Annotated in this window: 18 protein-coding genes and 1 rRNA gene; 10 read left to right on the top strand and 9 right to left on the bottom strand. The window is 57.4% G+C overall.

The window, feature by feature from the left end; translation table 11 throughout:
• Positions 1-4: 4 nt before the first annotated feature.
• The gene (locus NAT49_RS00095; RefSeq protein WP_251589400.1) at positions 5-1,264 is read right to left on the bottom strand and encodes an ABC transporter substrate-binding protein; all 1,260 of its coding nucleotides are present in this window, start codon (positions 1,262-1,264) and stop codon (positions 5-7) included.
• Between the two features lie 240 nt (positions 1,265-1,504).
• Here NAT49_RS00095 and NAT49_RS00090 point away from each other — a divergent pair, with 240 nt between their 5' ends.
• Both NAT49_RS00090 and NAT49_RS00085 read left to right on the top strand, forming a co-directional pair.
• Positions 1,505-3,094 carry a carbohydrate porin gene (locus NAT49_RS00090; RefSeq protein ID WP_251589399.1) on the top strand — a complete coding sequence of 530 codons (1,590 nt, stop codon included), beginning with the start codon at positions 1,505-1,507 and terminating at the stop codon, positions 3,092-3,094.
• A 144-nt stretch (positions 3,095-3,238) separates the two neighbouring features.
• Positions 3,239-3,760: an anthrone oxygenase family protein gene (locus NAT49_RS00085; protein WP_251589397.1), complete on the top strand. Its 522-nt coding sequence runs from the start codon at positions 3,239-3,241 to the stop codon at positions 3,758-3,760.
• 46 nt (positions 3,761-3,806) lie between these two features.
• Here NAT49_RS00085 and fadA read toward each other — a convergent pair whose 3' ends face one another.
• Positions 3,807-4,982 (bottom strand): acetyl-CoA C-acyltransferase FadA, encoded by a 1,176-nt coding sequence (gene fadA / locus NAT49_RS00080; RefSeq protein ID WP_251589395.1) that lies wholly within the window; start codon positions 4,980-4,982, stop codon positions 3,807-3,809.
• On the bottom strand, positions 4,982-7,150 hold the full coding sequence (gene fadB / locus NAT49_RS00075; RefSeq protein ID WP_251589393.1) for a fatty acid oxidation complex subunit alpha FadB: 2,169 nt from the start codon (positions 7,148-7,150) through the stop codon (positions 4,982-4,984). The genes fadA and fadB overlap by 1 nt, the downstream gene beginning before the upstream one ends.
• A 228-nt stretch (positions 7,151-7,378) precedes the next feature.
• Here fadB and NAT49_RS00070 point away from each other — a divergent pair, with 228 nt between their 5' ends.
• Both NAT49_RS00070 and slyA read left to right on the top strand, forming a co-directional pair.
• Positions 7,379-8,470: a DUF5924 family protein gene (locus NAT49_RS00070; protein ID WP_251589392.1), complete on the top strand. Its 1,092-nt coding sequence runs from the start codon at positions 7,379-7,381 to the stop codon at positions 8,468-8,470.
• Between the two features lie 96 nt (positions 8,471-8,566).
• Positions 8,567-9,046 (top strand): transcriptional regulator SlyA, encoded by a 480-nt coding sequence (gene slyA, locus NAT49_RS00065; protein ID WP_251589391.1) that lies wholly within the window; start codon positions 8,567-8,569, stop codon positions 9,044-9,046.
• On the opposite strand, the gene NAT49_RS00060 is transcribed toward slyA, so the two are convergent.
• Positions 9,028-9,489 (bottom strand): hypothetical protein, encoded by a 462-nt coding sequence (locus tag NAT49_RS00060; protein WP_251589390.1) that lies wholly within the window; start codon positions 9,487-9,489, stop codon positions 9,028-9,030. The genes slyA and NAT49_RS00060 overlap by 19 nt on opposite strands.
• A 119-nt stretch (positions 9,490-9,608) precedes the next feature.
• On the opposite strand from NAT49_RS00060, the gene NAT49_RS00055 reads away from it, so the two are divergent.
• A complete protein-coding gene (locus NAT49_RS00055; protein ID WP_251589389.1) occupies positions 9,609-10,064 on the top strand; it encodes a universal stress protein in 456 nt (151 codons plus the stop codon).
• A 61-nt stretch (positions 10,065-10,125) separates the two neighbouring features.
• Here NAT49_RS00055 and NAT49_RS00050 read toward each other — a convergent pair whose 3' ends face one another.
• Positions 10,126-12,045: an ATP-binding cassette domain-containing protein gene (locus tag NAT49_RS00050; protein ID WP_251589388.1), complete on the bottom strand. Its 1,920-nt coding sequence runs from the start codon at positions 12,043-12,045 to the stop codon at positions 10,126-10,128.
• Between the two features lie 113 nt (positions 12,046-12,158).
• Here NAT49_RS00050 and NAT49_RS00045 point away from each other — a divergent pair, with 113 nt between their 5' ends.
• Positions 12,159-12,998: a TatD family hydrolase gene (locus tag NAT49_RS00045; protein WP_251589387.1), complete on the top strand. Its 840-nt coding sequence runs from the start codon at positions 12,159-12,161 to the stop codon at positions 12,996-12,998.
• A gap of 2 nt (positions 12,999-13,000) precedes the next feature.
• Positions 13,001-13,489, top strand: a complete 489-nt coding sequence (locus tag NAT49_RS00040; protein WP_251589385.1) for a hypothetical protein — start codon at positions 13,001-13,003, stop codon at positions 13,487-13,489.
• 12 nt (positions 13,490-13,501) lie between these two features.
• Here NAT49_RS00040 and NAT49_RS00035 read toward each other — a convergent pair whose 3' ends face one another.
• Positions 13,502-14,059 carry an elongation factor P hydroxylase gene (locus tag NAT49_RS00035; RefSeq protein ID WP_251589383.1) on the bottom strand — a complete coding sequence of 186 codons (558 nt, stop codon included), beginning with the start codon at positions 14,057-14,059 and terminating at the stop codon, positions 13,502-13,504.
• 86 nt (positions 14,060-14,145) lie between these two features.
• On the opposite strand from NAT49_RS00035, the gene NAT49_RS00030 reads away from it, so the two are divergent.
• From NAT49_RS00030 to NAT49_RS00020, 3 genes are all read left to right on the top strand, one after another.
• Complete coding sequence (locus NAT49_RS00030) at positions 14,146-15,543, top strand: MATE family efflux transporter (protein WP_251589381.1); 1,398 nt, start codon at positions 14,146-14,148, stop codon at positions 15,541-15,543.
• Between the two features lie 180 nt (positions 15,544-15,723).
• Positions 15,724-16,419 carry a hypothetical protein gene (locus tag NAT49_RS00025; protein WP_251589379.1) on the top strand — a complete coding sequence of 232 codons (696 nt, stop codon included), beginning with the start codon at positions 15,724-15,726 and terminating at the stop codon, positions 16,417-16,419.
• Between the two features lie 214 nt (positions 16,420-16,633).
• On the top strand, positions 16,634-17,881 hold the full coding sequence (locus NAT49_RS00020; RefSeq protein WP_251589377.1) for a polysaccharide pyruvyl transferase family protein: 1,248 nt from the start codon (positions 16,634-16,636) through the stop codon (positions 17,879-17,881).
• Between the two features lie 10 nt (positions 17,882-17,891).
• Here NAT49_RS00020 and tusA read toward each other — a convergent pair whose 3' ends face one another.
• The 3 genes from tusA to rrf form a co-directional block, all read right to left on the bottom strand.
• Positions 17,892-18,137, bottom strand: coding sequence for a sulfurtransferase TusA (tusA, locus tag NAT49_RS00015; RefSeq protein ID WP_251589375.1), 246 nt, complete (start codon positions 18,135-18,137; stop codon positions 17,892-17,894).
• A gap of 42 nt (positions 18,138-18,179) precedes the next feature.
• The gene (rlmM, locus tag NAT49_RS00010) at positions 18,180-19,253 is read right to left on the bottom strand and encodes a 23S rRNA (cytidine(2498)-2'-O)-methyltransferase RlmM (protein ID WP_251589374.1); all 1,074 of its coding nucleotides are present in this window, start codon (positions 19,251-19,253) and stop codon (positions 18,180-18,182) included.
• A 237-nt stretch (positions 19,254-19,490) separates the two neighbouring features.
• Positions 19,491-19,591 (bottom strand): 5S ribosomal RNA (rrf, locus tag NAT49_RS00005); the annotation flags it as partial.

Below are 19,591 nucleotides of genomic sequence, written 5' to 3'. Positions count from 1 at the left end.
GCGCTTACCAGTGACGACGCTTGATCCGCTTCAGCTCACCTTCGAGCGACGAAAGCCCCTCTTTGGCAGTGACCGAGCCTGAAAGCACTTCGTGTACGGTATTGAAGAACGCGTTCGAGACACGGGGATAATTGTCACCGGTCACGGCAGACGGTCGAGCGACGGCAGAGGTAAACGTCTCGTAGAGCGTGCCGAAAAACGGCGTGGCGTCCAGGATCTCCTGATCCTTGTAAAGCGAGGCGATGGTCGGGTTGTAGGCGCCCTCGAGCGCGCGGCGCTTCTGCTCTTCCGGGCTGGTTAGAAACGCGACCAGGTCCGCGGCAAGTTCGGGGTTGTCACTGTAGCGCGAGACCGCCAGGTTCCACCCGCCGAGCCCGGCGGCGTGTTGACCGTCACTGCCCCCCTTGGGCAGCTGGGTCACACCGACCTTATCCTTGATGTCGCTGCTGTCGGCCTGAGCCAGAGACCACGCGTAGGGCCAGTTGCGCATGAACACCGCGTGACCGGACTGAAATACGCCTCGCGCTTCTTCTTCGGTGTAATTGAGTACGCCCGGCGGTGAAATGGTGTCGACCCACCCATGGGCCATCGTCAATGCCTTGGCGGCCTCGGGAGAATCGACGGTAATGTCGCCCTGATCATCAACGATGGTTCCCCCATTGAAACTTGCAAGCCACTCAAGCGCATTGACCGTCAGCCCTTCATACGCGCGGCCCTGGAAAACGTAACCCCAGAAATCGTCGTTTCCGGCCTTGCGCTCAGCCTTTTGAATTTTATCGGCCGTGTCGGTCAGCTCGCCCCAGGTCTCCGGCACCTCGGCGTCGTATTTTTCGAGCAGATCCTTTCGATAGAACAAAACGCCTGCGTCGGTGAACCAGGGAATCGCGACCTGACGGCCCTCGACGTTGGTGCTGTCGATCAGCGGTTGAAATACGCCCTCTGTGGCGGACTTTGGCAAGTACTTGTTCAGGTCGAGCAGATGCGGGGCCAGCATGCCGGGCCAGACGATATCGATCTGCATGATGTCGATGTCACTGGAATGCGCGTTCAGAATCTGTTGATACAGAGAAAGCCGCTCGGTGGACGAGTTGGGCGTCGACACAACGTTGACCGTATGTCCGGTCTTGTCTTCCCACTGCTTGACGCCGTCCTTGCACAGGGTCAGCTCCGCGCCGACGGCGCCGCAGGAAATCGTTAGTTCGGCGGCCATCGCCGGGCTTGCCATCGCCAGAAGTACACCGGCGGTCATCAACTTGAGCTTCATGGGGCATCCCCTCACGTTAAGTACTGTTCCAAGAAAAACTGCACTTCTTAATCGATTAAGTTCGATCAACATAAGGACCACACATCGCTAAATCCATTAGACATTGGGCGCTCATCCCTAAGGCCTATCGACTATTGGCTAGGTAGTTTTTAAGGGCTTAAACGATTAAGTTGCGGAATCGTGTTACCAAGCGATAACTGTTCAAAAATCGCCAATAAAAATGTCAGGGAACACTCCAAAATGGCCAAGAAACCGACTCGCACGCCGATCGCGCTTGCCGTAGCGCTCTCGCTCGGCACCACCACCGTGTACGCCGCAGCGGGCACCGATGCCTCCATCGAGGATAGACTCGCTGCGCTCGAAGCCCGCGTCGCAGCCGCCGAAGCCCGCGCCCAGAAAGCCGAAGCCACCGTCGAACAATTGACGGCCTCACAGCAAACCACCACTTCCAAGACACGAAGTCTCGGCGACAGCAGCGCCCCCTCCGCGCCGAGCGTCGGCCCGGCCGGCGATGCGCCGAGCATGGAACAACGCGTGGCGAAGCTTGAAGGCAATGCGGACAAGAAGCTCGGTCTGACGCTCAACGGCTACGCGCGCGCAGGGCTTTTGTTCGATGACGAGCTGACCGGTACCGAAGGCGGTCCGTACATCACACCGGCAGGCTCGGTTGGCGGCGCGGTTGGCCGTCTTGGCAACGAAGATGACAACTACGCAGAAATCGTGCTCGAGCACCGCGCCGAGTACGAGAACGGCTCGACCTCGCTTTACAAGATCATGCTGGCCGACGGCGTTGAAAGCAGTAATGACTGGACCGGTGGGGACAGTAGCCTCAACGTGCGCCAGATCTTTGCCGAGTTCGGAAGCCTTCCCGATTTCGGCGGGCCGCTCGAAAACGCCTCGATCTGGGCCGGTAAGCGCTTTGACCGCGACAACTTCGACATCCACTGGCTCGACAGCGACGTCGTCTTCCTTGCAGGTACCGGTGCCGGTCTCTACGACATTCAGGTCGCCGACGACTGGACCAGCAACGTTTCCATCTATGGCCGCGATTATGGCTACATCGGTGACGAGGGATTTGGCGATGAGGTCGAGAGCTACATCTTCACCCTCAACAACCGCATCGGTAACTGGCAGTGGATGCTCAATGGGCTGTCGGCCAAGAACAACGACGACCGTGAGCTAGACCCGGGGATGCTTCCGCCCGACCCACGGGCCGACCTGGCCGAGCACGGTGCTCACACCATGGTGGCCTACCACGGCGAGAGCTTCTTCGGCCTTCGTGACGGCACCTACAAGGCTGCGGTTCTTTACGGACAAGGCCTTGGTGCCGAGGTCAAGAGTCTGGGCTCTGACGGCAATCTGACCGAAGACGCCGAGTCTGTGCGCCTTGCCGTATACGGCACGACCTACCTGACGCCCAGCTGGCGTTTCGCGCCCTCACTTCTGGCCGAACACAGCAAGGACCGCTACGTCAGCGGCGACAGCTACAAGTGGCTGACGCTCAACGCCCGCGTGGCCAACGAGCTGTCCGAGAACTTCGAGATGCAGTACGAGGTGAGCTGGCAGACCATGGATCTTGATCCGCAGGGCTACAACAGCTTCAACTCGGTCGATGGCGACTACACCAAGTTCACCATCGCACCAACGTTCAAGCCGCAGGTTGGCGGATTCTGGGTCCGGCCCGAAATTCGTCTGTTCGCCACCTACGCCGACTGGGACAGCGACCTCAACAACTACGCCTCCGGCAACAACGATGTTAAGTCACTCGGCACCAACGGCTACACTGGCGGCGAGTGGAGCTTTGGCACCCAGATGGAAATGTGGTTCTAAGCCCATTTAACGACGCATTTGTACTCAAGGCCCGGCACATGCCGGGCTTTTTCATGGCAAATTCAAAACGAACCTACACCCGCCCCCCACTTTATGGTTTGATTGCCCCACACCGACAATTCATTTTCGATTCAGGGAACACGCATGTCTTCACGCGCGGGCTATACCTTCGCCGACAACCTGCCCTTGATGCTCGCGGTCATGACGACCGGGCTGATCACCGGCTACTTCGCCATGCACTGGGTAACCCTCCAACCCGCCATGATGAACATGGGCGCTGACATCTACGGCACCGTTCAGGCCGAGATTACCCATGATCTTCGAAACCCGTTTTTTCTCTTCATGTTTTTTGGCGGCGCGGCATTTCTTGCACTGAGCGCGGCGTTCGACATCAAGCGCTGGCGAAGCCCGTCGTTTGTTATGACGATTCTGGCCCTGATCGTTTATCTCGGCGGCATCGTTGCCTACACCAAGTTGATGATGGTACCGATCAACCACGATATTCAGGCGTGGAACCCGATCGCGATGCCGGGCGACTGGGTCGACATTCGCGCACTCTGGCGCGAACGCAACGAGTACCGACTGATCGCTGCACTGACCACCTTCGTGCTGTCCATCGCAGCCTTGAGTGCGCGCGCCACGTCGAAACCCACCCCATCGACCTAAAAAAAGCCCGCAATGCGGGCTTTTTTGTGACGCGGCTTGATTAAGCTCAGGGGCGCTCAAAAATGGTCGCCACGCCCTGCCCCATACCAATGCACATGGTGGCAAGGCCAAGCGTTGCCTGTTTGTGCTGCATGACGTTCATAAGCGTGGTGCAGATTCTCGCCCCGGAACAGCCAAGCGGATGGCCGAGCGCGATCGCTCCGCCAAAGAGGTTCACCTTGTCATCGATCACGCTTTCCAGATCGAGTGACTGCAGCACTGGAATGGCCTGGGCGGCAAAGGCCTCGTTAAGCTCGACCACATCGATGTCGCGCATGCCGAGCCCGGCGGCCTTGAGGGCATTCTGTGTGGCAGGCACCGGCCCAAAGCCCATGACCGAGGCGTCACAGCCGGCTACACCGACCGAAATCACCCGGGCCAACGGTTCAAGACCCAGCTCATGCGCCTTCGAGTACCGCATGACCAGAAGCCCTGCGGCCCCGACCGACAGCGCCGACGAGGTCCCTGCCGTGACGGTGCCGTTTTTGGGATCAAAGGCCGGCTTGAGCTTGGCCATGTCCTCGATATTGGCATCCTCTCGAATGACCTCATCACGGTCGACGCGGACTCGAAAGCCGTCAGCGTCGTGACCGTCGACACCGATGATCTCGCGATCGAAATGCCCGTCGCGGCGCGCAGCGGCGGCCCGCTCATGGGAGCGAACGCCGAAGGCGTCCTGCTGGGCCCGGCTGACGTTATTGAGTTTCCCAAGCAGTTCGGCGGTCAGCCCCATCATCATGGCCGCCTTGGCCGTGTGACGACTTACCGCCGGATTGACATCCACGCCATGGGTCATCTCAAGATGCCCCATGTGTTCAACACCGCCAACGAGGTAGTGATCGCCAAGCCCCGCCTTGATGTTGGCAAACGCCGAGTGCAGCGCGGTCATCGACGACCCGCAGAGGCGGTTGACCGTTTGCGCAGGCACCGCCGGAGGAATTCGGGTCATAAGCGCGGCATTGCGCGCCACGTTGAACCCTTGCTCGAGGGTCTGGTTGACGCAGCCCCAGATCACATCGTCGATCAACGCCGGGTCAAACGCCTCGTGCCGTTCAAGAAGCGCGGTCATTACCGAGGCCGAAAGGTTCTCGGCGCGTACATTACGAAATGCGCCGTCGCGGGCCTTGGCCATGGCCGTTCTCAGCGCATCGACAACTACGACATCATCATCATGGTAGCGCATCAGGCGGTCTCCTCGGCGGTGTCATAAAAAGGCGTCTGTTCGTTGGCGCGCGCCAGCAGTTTGGGCGTCGGCGCGTACAGCGCGCCATAGCGCTGAGCGAGTTCGGTTGCCTGATCGACAAACGCCTTGACGCCGACCTGGTCAATGTAGCGAAGCGCGCCGCCTCTAAACGGCGGGAATCCGATGCCGTAGATCAACGCCATGTCGGCCTCCTGGGGGGAGCCCACGATGTTTTCTTCCAGCGCACGCACGGTTTCAAGACACAGAGGCGTCATGAGCATGGCAATCAGAGTGTCGTCGTCGATGTCGGTGTGGCGCTCGGCGTGGCCCTCGAGCAGGCGGGCCACGGTGTCGTCTGACTCCTTACGCGGCTTGCCCTTCTTGTCCTCGCTGTACTTGTAGAACCCAAGCCCGTTCTTCTGACCTTTTCGATCCTCATCAAGCAGCTTCTCGATGGCGGTCTTGCCTTCGATTTTCATGCGATCGGGATAGCCTTCAGCCAGCACCTGGGCGGCATGATCGGCAGTATCGAGTCCGACGACGTCCAGAAGATACGCCGGGCCCATCGGCCATCCGAAGCCCTCCATCACCTTATCGATGCGCACCATATCGACGCCTTCACGCAGCAGGAACTCGAAGCCTTGCAGGTAGGGGAACAGCACCCGGTTGACCAGAAATCCGGGGCAATCGTTGACCACAATCGGCGTCTTGCCCATGTGGCGTGCGTAGGCCACTACGGTCCCGATGGTTTCATCGCTTGAGCGGCTGCCACGAATCACTTCCACCAGCGGCATCCGGTGTACGGGATTGAAGAAGTGCATGCCGCAGAAATTTTCAGGGCGCTTTAATGCGTCAGCCAGCGTATCGATCGAAATCGTCGACGTGTTCGAGCAAAGGATGGCGCGGTCATCGAGCGACTGTTCCACCTCCGAAAGCACCGTGCTCTTGACCTTCTGGTTTTCGACCACGGCTTCAACAATTACGTCCACATGCTCGAAATCCCCGTAGGAAAGCGTCGGTCGAATGCGTCCGAGCACGCTGGCGCCCTCCTCGGCGGTCAGCTTTTCGCGCGAGACCTGCTTACCCACTAGCTTGCGCGCTTCCTTGAGCCCAAGCTCGATCGCCTCGTTGTTGATGTCTTTCATCAGAATCGGAGTGCCTTTGTAGGCGCTTTGATAGGCGATGCCGCCGCCCATGATGCCAGCGCCAAGCACGCCGCTGAGTGTTATTTCACGCCCCTGTTTCTCGTAGCGCCCGGCTTGTTTCTTGACGAACTGATCGCTTTCGAAGAGGCCAACCAGCTGATAACACACCGAGGTCTGCGCCAGCGCCGCAAACGTACTGGTCTCGATGGCCTGCGCCCGCAGGCGAGTCTCGCCGGCCCCCTTCTGAACGACCTCGACCGCCCGCACCGGCGCTGGATAATGCTTGCCCGCCTTGGAGGCGATATAGCCCTTGGCCGTTTCGAACACCATCATCTGATCGACGCTATTGAGCATCAAAGGCTCAGTCTTGAGCGCACGGCGCGCCTGCCAGTCGAACTCACCCTTTCCAGCGCGAGCGAGGATATCGCGCGCGGCTTCTGTTAAACGCTCACCCTCGAGCACCGCATCGGCAAGACCGACCTTGAGCGCCTCATCGGCCGGATGCTGGCCGCCGCCTGCGATCCATTCGAGCGCATTGTCGGCGCCAATCAACCGGGGCAGTCGAACGCAGCCGCCCCATCCGGGGATGATCCCGAGCTTGGTTTCCGGAAGCCCGACACGGCACGATTTATCCAGTACGCGAAAATCACAGGTCAGCGCGAGCTCGAGCCCGCCGCCCAGCGCCATGCCATTGATGGCTGCGACGGTCGGAAACGGGAGATCCTCGATGCGATTGAACAGCGCATGCACACGCTCGCACATGGTTTGAATGGCGTGAGAGCCGCCAGCGAAGACACCGTGGAATTCCCTGATGTCGGCACCGACAATGAACGCCTTTTTAGCGCTCGAAAAGACCAGGCCCTGACACTCCGTTTGACTCTCCAATGCGGTCATGGCCTCATCGAGCTCGCCCACAACGTTCTGGGAAAGCGTATTGACGGAGCCTTGGCTGGCGTCGAAGACCAGCCACGCCAATCGATTCTCATCCATCTCGACGCTTAAGGTCTGTCCCTGGTAGAGCATGAGCACTACTCCTGAGTGATAGAGTCCTGAGTGATAGAGGCGATGTGTGACCGCAGCCGCCAATTTAAACGAGTGTTTGAATCCTTATCGTCGGCGAGTGCGAGCAACGGGTCAAGTCGGCCAAGATGAACCTTGGTCTAAGACCATGGTCAAGCACAGGGTCATCTATACCGATGTATCACGTATCAAGATCATTCACCCCACCGACTCAAGGGCCTACTTTAGCTCATGGTTAACGAACTCGCTCTTCCCGGCTGGCTCAAGGCCTGGATGGACCGCCTTCAGCGCTATCACTATCTGTGGCCGGTCGTCAGCTTCGCAAGCGGCGTCATCAGCTTTTTTCTGGTCACGAGGCAGCAATCGCTCGGGGGCTTTCTGGCGGTGGCACTTCTTGGCACCTGGGTTCTTTTGATCGGCGAAAACGTCTGGAGCAGCCTGCGCCAGCATCGGGCGAAATCCCGGCTTCCTCGACTGGTCGCGACCTTTGTCACCCAACTGACGCATCAGGAAACACTCTGTTTCTGCCTGCCCTTCATTCTGGTCACCACCGCCTGGGGAACTGGACAGGCGCTGTTCGCGGTCATTCTGGTTGGCTGCGCGCTGCTTTCCGTGATCGACCCGCTCTACTTCAAGCTCGCCGAGCGGGTACGCTGGCTCTATTTCGCTTTTCACGGCCTGTGCGCGTTCGTGTTGATTCTGGTGTCGGCGCCGCTTTTATTGCATGTAACGACCGGCCAAAGCTTTTTGATGGCAACGCTTGCGGTCCCCATCCTGAGCCTTCCGAGTCTAATGACACTGTTTCAGGGACGAGGGGTACTGGACTGGCTTGCAATGATTGGGCTTGCCGTCGCGCTAAGCGGTGCGGCCTGGATGGGGCGCACCTGGATTCCACCCGCAACGCTTTGGATCACAAGCAGCGCGCTGTCGCCTGCGTTCAATCGCGCCGAGCGTGCCCCAATGGGCAATATCGCGCTGACCAACGCTGCGCTTAAGTCGAATGGACTGTATGCGTACACCTCGGTGCACGCGCCACGGGGCTTGAACGAGACGATCTATCACGTCTGGCGCCATGATGGCAAAGTCGTTGACCGCATCAAGCTGACCATCCGTGGAACCGGCGCCGACGGCTATCGAGCCTGGTCTCACAAGCTGCATTTTCCGGAAGATTCCACCGGGCGCTGGCAGGTCGATGTCATGACCGCCACAGGACAGCGGATCGGCGTGATTCGCTTTGAAGTCAATGACGATGCCTCAAGTGCCGAGCGCGCTGATGGCGAACAGCGCCACACCCCGGGCATCGGGTGGCTCAATACCGACTAGGGAGCGCTCATTCACGGCTTGCCACAAGATTACGCTTGCATAAGCAAGACCAGATTCGGACAATCTTTGAACACACCACTCTGACGTATCTTTTAAATGAATGAGACTCTTTGCCTCAAACTGACCCGTATTCCAAGGCTCTGGCGCGCCATCATCGATGAGCGCCTTGCGCCTCTGGGTCTGACACAGACACGCTGGACCACGCTTTATCATCTGTCGCATTACGGTGAAGGGCTGCCTCAGTGCGAGCTTGCCAAGGCGATCGGCGTCGAGGCGCCCTCGCTGGTCCGCACGCTTGACCAACTGACGCAGCAGTCACTGATCGAGCGCCGTCCAAGCGAAAGCGACCGCCGAACAAAACTGGTGTATCTCACGCCGAACGCCATGCCACTGCTCAAGCAGATTGAGTCGGTAGTACAACAGGCGCGCGTTGAAATGCTCGCAGGGCTCGACCAGGAGACGCTCGATCAGTTTGACAGCATTCTCGATGCCATCGAGAAAAACGGTCAAAAGCTTCTATGCGCCGAACAGGGATCGACCTGCGACGCCGATGAGCCTCAGCAGGTCTCCTCATAAGGGGCGATGGCCTGGCGCAACTCAAGTAGCCGCTGAGCGACCGCTTCGAAACGCTCGAGTTCATCTCGCTCTTGCCACCAAAGTGTCAGTGTGGCCGTGCCCGAGGTGAGCAAGAGCGTATCCTGAGGCAATGCATCGATGACCCGATCCAACAAGGCCCGCTGATCCGAATCAAGCGCGCCGTCCTCCTCCATGAGGCCCCCATCAGGCGTCCAGCGAAACGCAGGCCCCTGACGAATACCCAGATACATCAACCGATACGCCAACACATCTCGCTCGGACGCATGCGGGCGGCCCGGCGGATTCAGCTCCACTCGAAACCCCAACACGCGCGCCCGGTCTCTGAGCGCCACCATCTGACGCTGTCGCCGTGAGGGATTCAGACTGATCACCGGTGCCAACGCCACGAAAATCAATCCGGCAATAATCCAGAAAACGGTCATGACTCTCTCTGCTTGAGTTATCGCACTGCGCCAAAGTAACGCGTCAAATGCGATTGTGTATGGTAATGGCGCGTTCTAAAGTAGAACCGATTCTCTTTTTACGGCCATGAGGACACGCCATGAGCAACGAATACCGCCATATCCTGGTCGCGGTCGATCTCACCAAGGATTCACACCTGGTGCTCAAACGCGCCTTGCCGATCGCTGAGCGAAACGGGGCCAAGATCTCGATCATGCACACACTGGAGCCATTGGGGTTTGCCTACGGCGGGGATATCCCGATGGATTTGACCAGCATTCAGGAACAGCTTGATGGGCACGCGCGCGAGCGCTTGAGTGACATCGCCACACCCCATGGCATCAGCGCCGCCGATCAACATGTCGTGGTCGGCATGCCCGACTCCGAAATCCAGCGCTTTGCCAAGGAGCGCCAGGTCGATCTGATCGTGGTCGGCTCGCATGGGCGTCATGGGTTCGCTCTGCTGCTCGGCTCGACCTCAACCGGCGTGCTCCACGGTGCGGAGTGCGATGTGTTGGCAGTACGCGTCGGCAACGACAAGACCGCCGCCGAGTAATCGCACAAACTGAGTGTCGCTGCCTCGCCCACAACCGATACAGGGCGAGGCAGCATTAACCTCAGTCGTTTTGCTGGGCTTCAAGCTCCATCCAACGCTCCATCGCCTCATCCAGCTCGCCTTGAGTCTTGCCAAGCGCCTCAAGGGTTTCTGAGACCGTGCTCGCGTCCTGACCGTAGAAATCAGGGTCGGAAATCGTTGCCTCTAGCTCGGCCACGCTGGCCTCGAGTGTTTCGATCCGCGCCGGAAGCTCATCAAGCTCTCGTTGCAGTTTGTAGGACAACTTCTTCGGCTTGGCTTTGGCCGCAGGTGCTGCCGTGTCCGCCGGTGTCTTGGCCGCTTTTTTGGCGTCAGACCTTGCCGTCGGTTCAGCCCCCTTGTCCCACGGCGCTGGAGGAAGCGTGCCGCCCTGGCGCACCCAGTCGTGATAGCCCCCCACATATTCACGGACCTGCCCCTCGCCCTCAAAGGCAATGACGCTTGTCACAACGTTGTCCAGAAAGTCTCGGTCGTGACTGACCAGAAGCAGCGTGCCCTCGAACTGCATCAGCAGTTCTTCCAGAAGCTCGAGCGTTTCAACGTCCAGATCGTTGGTCGGCTCATCCATCACCAGCACGTTGGCCGGCTGAGTGAAGAGCTTCGCCAGCAGCAGCCGGTTCGACTCCCCGCCGGAGAGCGCCTTGACCGGCTGACGCGCTCGCTCGGGGGTGAACAGAAAATCCTGCAGATAACTGATGACGTGGCGGTCCTTGCCGCCGACCGTCACGCGATCGCGCCCCTGAGCGACGTTGTCATACACGGTCTTTTCAGGCTCAAGCCCCGCGCGAAGCTGATCGAAATAGGCCACCTGCAAATTGGTGCCCATACGAACCTGGCCCTCGCTCGGTGCCTGCTCGCCAAGCATGATCTTCAAAAGCGTGGTCTTGCCGGCGCCGTTTCGACCGATAAACCCGATGCGGTCACCGCGCTGGACTTCGAGCGAGACGTCCTTGAGTACAGCCTCACTTCCGAAATACTGACTGACGTGCTCGAGCTCGACCACACGCTTGCCGCTTCGGTCGGCGTTATCGACGTTAAGACGGGCGTTGCCGGTCTGATGACGGCGCTCGGCGTGCTGGGCACGCATGCTTTCAAGAGCGCGCACGCGGCCTTCGTTGCGGGTGCGGCGTGCCTTGATGCCCTGGCGTATCCACTTTTCTTCCTGGGCCAGCTTCTTGTCGAATTCGCGCCGTTCGCGCGCTTCAGCGTCAAGCTCAGCGTTTTTCTGTTGCTGATACTTGTCGTAATCGCCGGGGTAGCGCCCAAGGCGCCCGCGGTCGAGTTCGAGAATGTGCGTAGCCAGCTTTTTCAAAAAGGCCCGGTCGTGGGTAATGAACAGTACCGCGCCGTTAAACTGAAGAAGCTGCTCCTCGAGCCAGAGAATGGTGTCCAGATCCAGATGGTTGGTCGGCTCATCGAGCAGCAGTACATCAGGGTCGGTCACCAGTGCCCGCGCCAGCGCCACGCGCCGGCGCCAGCCACCGGAGAGTTTGCTCATGGACTCGTCAGCTGGAAGCCCGAGCCGGGTGAGTACCGTATCGATGCGCTGATGATAGGACCAGCCATCACGAGCCTCGAGCTCGGTTTGAAGGCTCGAAAGCCGCGTCATGTCCGGGTCTGGCGAGGCAACGAGCTGATCGTACTCCGCAAGCAAAGCACCGACGTCTGGCAGTCCTTCGGCCACCACATCGAAAATTCGACGCCCTTCGGCGTCGGGCAGATCCTGCTCGAGTACTCCGATACGAAGGCCCGGCGCGCGCCAGATCGTGCCGGAGTCCGGGTCGACCTTGCCAGAGACCAACGACAAGAGCGTCGATTTACCCGCGCCGTTGCGCCCGACCAGCGCCAGTCGCTCGCCCTTCTCAATCGTGAGTTCGGCGCCATCCAACAGCACGTGCGTGCCGTAGGCCAGATGAAGTTGTTCCAGTCGCAGCAGCGTCATGTGCCGCCTCCCGCAGAAAATGTCAGCGCGCTAGTGTAACGCATAGCCGGGGGTTTTCGGGGCCGTTACAATGCACGACCTCAAATTCGCTTCCGATTTCCTAAAGGACCGTCATGTTACCGGACGCCCTAACCTTTACCGCGCCCGCGCCGCTGGTCGATATCGGTGCCAACCTGACCCATGAGAGCTTTGCAGCCGATCTGGATGCCGTGCTCGAACGTGCTCGCTCGGCCAATGTCACCACACTTATTTTGACCGGCACGGAGCGCGCTGCCATCGAGGCAGCCCTTACGCTTTGCGAACGCGACGCTCTCGTGACCCTTCACACCACAGCAGGTCTTCACCCCCATCACGCAAGCGACTGGACCCCGGCCTTTGCCGACTGGATGGCAAGCGCTGCCCAGCACCAACGCGTCAAAGCCATTGGCGAGTGCGGCCTGGATTACAACCGCGACTTTTCGAGCAGAACCGATCAGAAACGGGCCTTCGAAGCACAGCTCGAACTTGCTGCACGTACGCAAAAGCCGCTGTTTCTGCACGAGCGGGACGCCGGCGTCGACATGCTCGATATGATCAAGCAGTGGCGCGATGATATTGGCGACGCCGTCATTCACTGCTTTACCGGTGAGAAGGAAACGCTTTACGGCTATCTGGATCTTGATCTGCACATCGGGTTGACCGGCTGGCTGTGCGATGAACGTCGGGGGCACCACCTGCGCTCACTGGTTCGAGACATTCCGGCGAATCGATTAATGGTGGAAACCGATTGCCCGTATCTGCTGCCGCGAAATTTGCCGGCAAAGCTCAAGGGACGTCGTCACGAACCGGCGCTATTACCCTGGATCGTGCGCGAGATCGCCCATTACCGAGGCGAACGCGAGCATGAGCTCAGCGTATCGAGCACGGAAACCGCTCGCCGCTTTTTCAATCTGCCCCTGACCGAGGACGCGTAACCATGGCCGATCTGCCTGGATTTATTGCCATCGAAGTCGGTGATGAGGACCTGCCGGTCGCCATCGCCTGGACATTGCCCGATGGCCAGCTCAAGCACACCCTCATTCAACCCGATCCGGATTGGCTTCAACGAAGCGACGCCTCACTTGGCGACTACACCGAAGACGAGCTGAACATGATGGGGGTCAGCCCGATCGATGTGCTGCGTGAGCTTGAAGAAGATCACTACAACGAAACGCTCTACAGTAACGGTCTGGTCGATGACGAACAGGCGCTGTCGTGGCTATTTGATGAATACGGGATGGATCCGTTCATTCAGCTTGCCCCGGCCGACAGCCTATACGAGCACCTGACGCTTGGTGAGTGGCATCGCCAGCGCAACGACCTCTTCAATGAACTTGGCCTTGAGCCGTTCAAGCCCGAGGACGAGCTGCAGGTCATGCTGACGCTGCACATGCGGGCACAAAGTGAGGCAGAGGATCAGGCCTGAACCGGGAATAGATCAGCTCTGAATCGAGAATAGCGCCGCGCGACCATGTTCAATCGCCTGGTCAAGCGGGGTCTGCTGCTGATAGAGCGCCGTAAGCGCATTACACAGCGCCCGCGGGCGCGGGGCTAGCCCCTCATGCAGATAGCGCTCGGCTCGAGCGCGCACCTTGGCCTCGAACGCGTAGCGGTCGATCTCGGCGTCGCCATCGAGGTTATCGACGCTTACGTTAAAGGGATGGTCGCAGGCAGCGCACAGCAGGGATTCAAGCGCCTGAGGCGCGACTTCGACCTGTTCAAAGGCGTGTTGCTGGGATGCGTCCCGACCATCTGGTATGTACCAGTAGCCGTAATCCTCCTTCAGTCGTCGCTCGGCGCCGGCAATGCACCAGTGACTGATCTCGTGAAGTGCACTGGAAAAGTAGCCGTGGGCAAACATGATCCGATGATACGTGCAGCTCGTGTTGGCCGGCAGGTACAGCGGCTCATCCGCGCCAAAGACCAGCCGAGTCTGAAAGGTGTCTGCGAACAGGCCATCGAACAGGGCCATCAACTCAGTCGGGTCGTGTTTCATGAACTAACGCACTCTTTCGCTATACTCGCGGATTGATACGGCGCTATTGTGCGCTCCGCCTTCTTTTTTGCAATGCGTGATCTTCAATGCCGACCTTGATTCGGCGCAGCCTATATGAGGCGCGCCCGCTGATTCGATTGACCATCCCCATTTTTGGCGCCCAGCTCGCCCAGGCCGCCATGGGTACCGTGGATGTCATGATGTCGGGGCACAAGAGTGCCTCGGACCTGGCCGCGGTATCGGTTGGCACCAGCCTGTGGGTGCCCTTGATTCTGCTTATTACCGGTACGCTGATGGGGCTGACGCCGATTGTCGCCCACTGTGTCGGTGGCAAGCGCCATTCAGACGTCTCGAACTACAAGGGCCAGAGCCTGTGGCTTGCGCTGTTCATGGGCGGGCTCGGCGTACTTCTTCTTACACTGCTGCCCGAGCGAATCTTTGGTTGGATGGACGTGCCTCAAGAGGTGGCCAGGCTTTCGACGGACTACCTACGGGCACTTGCGTTCGGCTTACCAGGACTTGCCCTCTATCAAGCCCTTCGTGCCTATTCTGATGGACTCAACCATTCACGACCGGCGCTCCTGTTCAGTCTATTGGGGCTTGCTGTCAATATTCCCGCCAACGCGTTGCTCATCTTTGGCTCAGACGCCGTGGGGCAAGCGCTTGGCATGGCGTGGCTTGGCGAGGCAATCGGCCTCCCGGCACTCGGCGCCCTGGGATGCGGTATCGCAACAGCCATCTCGATGTGGGTCATGTATGGCGGAATGTACGCCTATTGCCGGCGAGCCTCTGCATACCGCTTCGTGAAACAGGGGCTCGGCATGCCTCGACCGGATATAAAGCGCCTGGGCGAGCTTGCGCATATTGGCGTACCGATCGGGGTGGCAATCTTTACCGAAACGACACTGTTTACATTGATCGCACTGCTTATCGCCGGCATGGGTGAAATCGTGGTCTCGGCGCACCAGATTGCCTTGAACGTGACCTCGTTGCTGTTCATGCTGCCGCTGTCGATCGGCATGGCCTTGACGGTGCGAGTCGGGCAGGCGCTGGGGGAGAATACCCCTGAGCGTGCGCGTTTCGTCGCCTACAATGGCATTGCGATTTCGCTGTTATCGGCCCTGCTCAACGATGTAATTCTGTGGCTCGGTCGCCACCAGTTGCCTGAGCTCTATACCGGCAACGAGTCCGTTCAAGCACTCGCCTCCTCCCTGATTCTGATCGCAATCGTCTATCAGGTTTCTGATGTGCTACAGGTCAGCATGGCCGGAGCGCTTCGAGGTTATAAGGATACCCGCGTCATAATGGGGTGCACCCTGATCGCCTACTGGATGATTGGTCTGGGCAGTGGCGTGGTACTGAGTGAAACCTTCGGTCTAGGCGTCTACGGATACTGGACAGGCTTGATAATCGGGCTTTCGGCCGCGGCGCTCATGCTCGGTGTTCGCCTAAAGCATCGTGCGCGCGCAGCCGTCTCAAGGTAATGTCTAAATAATCGCTGTATTTGCCGATTATTCATTGTATGAACGCTTTGATCGATCTGGTCTGATCGAGGGGTGATTAACCTTCGAGAGAAGTTGTGCTACTAATTGAAGAGAGCCACGCGTTAAGGACCTTTTCACAGCAGCATCGCTGTAAGGAAAACAAGTCGATAAGGAGGCATTATGGGCGCAATCATGCAACGTCAGCCTGCCAAGGTGATCGACCTCAGTGAAATGCGTGAGCGGTACAAAGCTCAGCACCACATCGTTCGATTGGCACCCGAGCTCGACGGCCTTCAAATGGTCTATCAGGTTGCCTCGGACCCCGATGCTGCCTATGCCATGCCAATTCTTGGGTGGGCCATGAAATCAAATGGCGATGTTGTCGGCGTCGTCCCCTGGCTCGATTCATTGGTGGATTGCGAAACCATAGACGACCCAGAGCATGGCGTTTTCCTTGGCTATCGCGACCCTGAAACCGATGACGTTTTCGACGTCGCGCCGTCCCACAAGCAAATGGAGCTCGAGCACTCGGCGGCCTACTTCGATTACGAGCCTACCAACGAAAAAACCCTCCTTCAGAGCCTGCCCGACACTCAGGGAACCCATGCGCTTTGCGTGGACGAAAGCGATGGGCCCTGGCAGCTCAAACAGGTTTACGGCTGGCAGCTTTATAATGACGGCAGTATCGAAGCACTTCTTGTCGATGATGAGGCCGTGCAACACACTCCAATCCTTATGGGTGACGACTGCCTTTACCCCGGTAAAAGCCGCCACGAGATGATTTATTTCTTTCAGAGAACGATTGCCAACCGCATCAAGGAACAGGACCCGGACACCATGAACGCTCTAGCAATCATGGTACATACCGGCACTTGAACCCCATGATCGGGCAAAAACATACATTCGCTTCACGTAAAAAAGCAGCGCATGGCGCTGCTTTTTTACGTGAAGCGAATGTTTTAAGTAAAACTAGAAACTTAAAAAAATGGTTATAAATACTTACTCAAGTATTAGTTTGAGCACAATAACCTACACTGAGTGCCATTGGTTTTTACTACTATCCCCTTTTACCCATTGATACTGGTTATCTATGCCCACCAAGAATATTCTACTGATCGGAAACCACTCCTGCTCGAACCGAGGTGACGCTGCCATTTTGAGAGGGTTGGTCGAGGTACTGGACCTTAACAAGTTCAACGTGGAAATTGCTTCGCGAGATCCGCTCAGCACGGAAATCGTGCTCTCGGAAGTCAACGTGCCGGTTATACCAGACATGTTTGAGGAGGCGCGTCAAAAAACGCTTCAAGTGCCTTTTTACAAACGCAAGGTAATGCCGAGATACCTCAACGGCATCATGTACCTTTCAAGCACTAAAAACTGGGGCATCGAACAGACACGAAAGCGTCTTCCTAAACCCTATAATGACGCCATCGATGCGCTGGAAAAATACGATTACATTATTCAGGTAGGCGGCTCGTTCATTGTCGATGCGTATGGGTTCACACAGCTCGACATCATTTTCGGCGCCAAAATGGCCCAAAAGCCGGTCTATCTGATCGGACACAGCGTGGGACCGTTTGAACATCAGAAATTTCGTGAATTATGTCAGAAGCTGCTGCCCTACCCCGAGGTCGTTTATCTTCGCGAACACGTTAGTGACCAAATTCTAAGTGACGCCGACATTCGTCTTGATAACGTCCAGCACGGTGCAGACACAGCCTGGCTGCTTCCAGAGGCTCAACATTACGACATCAGCGCGCTCAATCCTGAAAGGAAACCACTTGTTGCGATTACCGCACGTCGCCTTGCCCCGTTCGATCGAACTCTCGGCGTCACTCAGGAGGAATATGAAACTCAGATGGCCTCTACGTGTGACACACTGATTGATCAGGGGTACGTGATTATAGGTGTATCGACGTGTACCGGACTTAATGGTTATCACCGAGATGATCGTGTCACGCTGCACAATATCCGCAAGAAAATGCGACATCCGCATGCTTGCCATGTCATTTTCGATGAGCTGAGTGATCTTCAGCTTGGTGGTGTGCTGGCGCAGTGCCGTTTCACTATTGCGACTCGCCTTCATAGCGGCATTATCTCAATGCGCTACGGTACTCCAGCATTGGTCATTGCCTATGAGCATAAAAGCCAGGGCATCTTGAACGATATGGAACTGAACGCGCTCTCCTTGAGCATGCAGGAATTCATTCAAGGAGAAACACTTAATCGCGTGGAAACGCTCGAAGGTAACTTCGAGCGCACAGTGGCTCATATGCAAGCCCAGGTCACACGCCATGCATCCCTTGCGCGTGAGCAAATCGAAGCAATCTTTCAGTGAAGCGTGTGCACTAACGGTTGATACGTATGAAGTAGTTGAAGCTATCCGACAGGGTATCCTGTTGGATCAGCTCATGACCCAGGTAATGGCAGAACTGCGGGATGTCGCGCTGAGTTGCCGGGTCGGTTGCAACTACGTGCAGAATATCGCCACTAGCCATATCCGCGACACGTGTATGCATCATCATGATCGGCTCAGGGCAGTACAGTCCTGTCGTATCCAGTATGCCATCTGCCTTTAAGGGCTCACCAGACATATCAGTCTCCTTTTAATCGTGCGTCGATACTTGACTCACCTGTCACTCTTTTAGTCGTATATAGACGGTGATCTCTTCACGATCATGATAGAGATGACGAGCGAGACACTCATGTTCGATGTTTTCATCGCTTAGTCGTTGCTCTAGGTATTCGAGGCAGCGCTTCACTTCTTGCCATCGCTTTTTCATGGGCAATTTTAGGTTGAATATCGCGTGCCGGCACCATCGATTGACCAGCCATCGCTCAACCATCTCTGAAACACGGATGGGCCGATCAACGATATCGCATACAAGCCAGTCCAAAGGGTAAGGCGGTGACCACGTAAATCCATCCTCTCGCAAATGCTCTATCTGACCGGTTCGCATGAGCTCCTCGCTCATGGGTCCGTTGTCGATCGCATAAACATACATGCCCTGCTGTACAAGCTGATAAGTCCAGCCACCTGGCGCTGCACCTAGATCGGCACCTTGCATCCCGGCGTTGAGCCGTCGCTCCCATTTGTCGCTCGGAATAAAGGTGTGCCAGGCTTCCTCGAGTTTAAGCGTTGAACGACTCGGCGCACGCGATGGGGATCGCAAATGTTTGATGCCGTTTGGCCACTCACTGCGGTTTTGCGGAAAGCTCATTGCGACCTGCACCGTATCGCCGGAAGACCAGAATAGATGCAATCGACGCTTACCGGCCTTTCTTCGAAGAGCCTGGCGCTTTTTCAAGGTGCTCTCCAAGGGCCGTTGCAAAGACTTTTTAAGCCCGGCCAGCCCTTTGCCATCATTGGTATCCGGAGATTCCTGCCAGAGCTCTTCGAAACTCCAGCCCGCAGCGACAATCTGATCAATAATTGCGGTAATGCGGTCGTTGCGGTCAAGAACAATGGGCTCAAAGGCAACAAGCATTTGGCGGGCGAATACCAAAGACGATAACTGCACTTCTTTATGAACGTCATTTGCGACCAGGTCATTGTCGATGACCATTCGCACATAACCGCTTTGAGGCGTAGCCACCGGATGCCAAGCACATTCCGAATGCTCGAACTTGTCTACAAGCTCATTAACCAGGTCGGTCTCGAAACCGGGTCGACAGTAAAAAAGGAGCTCGCTCGGACTTGTGTTTGGCATACATTACCTTTGATCGAATAACCGTTTTTTAAGCTTGCCAAGCCTAGAGTGATCGCCCCTGTTTATCAATGTATATGAACAGACGTTCTCTGACCTGAGGGGGCTATATACAGACAGTGATTTCGGGACCTGAGCTTTCTTAAAGCTTTACAAATGGCCATGAAGCTTTACGCACGGCCCTATAGTTCAGCCACAAAAAAAAGGCCCCGATCGCATGATCGGGGCCTTGGTATAGATGCCTGACGATGACCTACTCTCGCATGGAGAAGCTCCACACTACCATCGGCGCGGGGTGGTTTCACTTCCGAGTTCGGCATGGGATCGGGTGGTTCCCACCT

The sequence above is a fragment of the Larsenimonas suaedae genome (assembly GCF_023712105.1).
GTDB lineage: Bacteria > Pseudomonadota > Gammaproteobacteria > Pseudomonadales > Halomonadaceae > Larsenimonas > Larsenimonas suaedae.
This window is presented reverse-complemented; position numbering and strand designations above follow the sequence as displayed.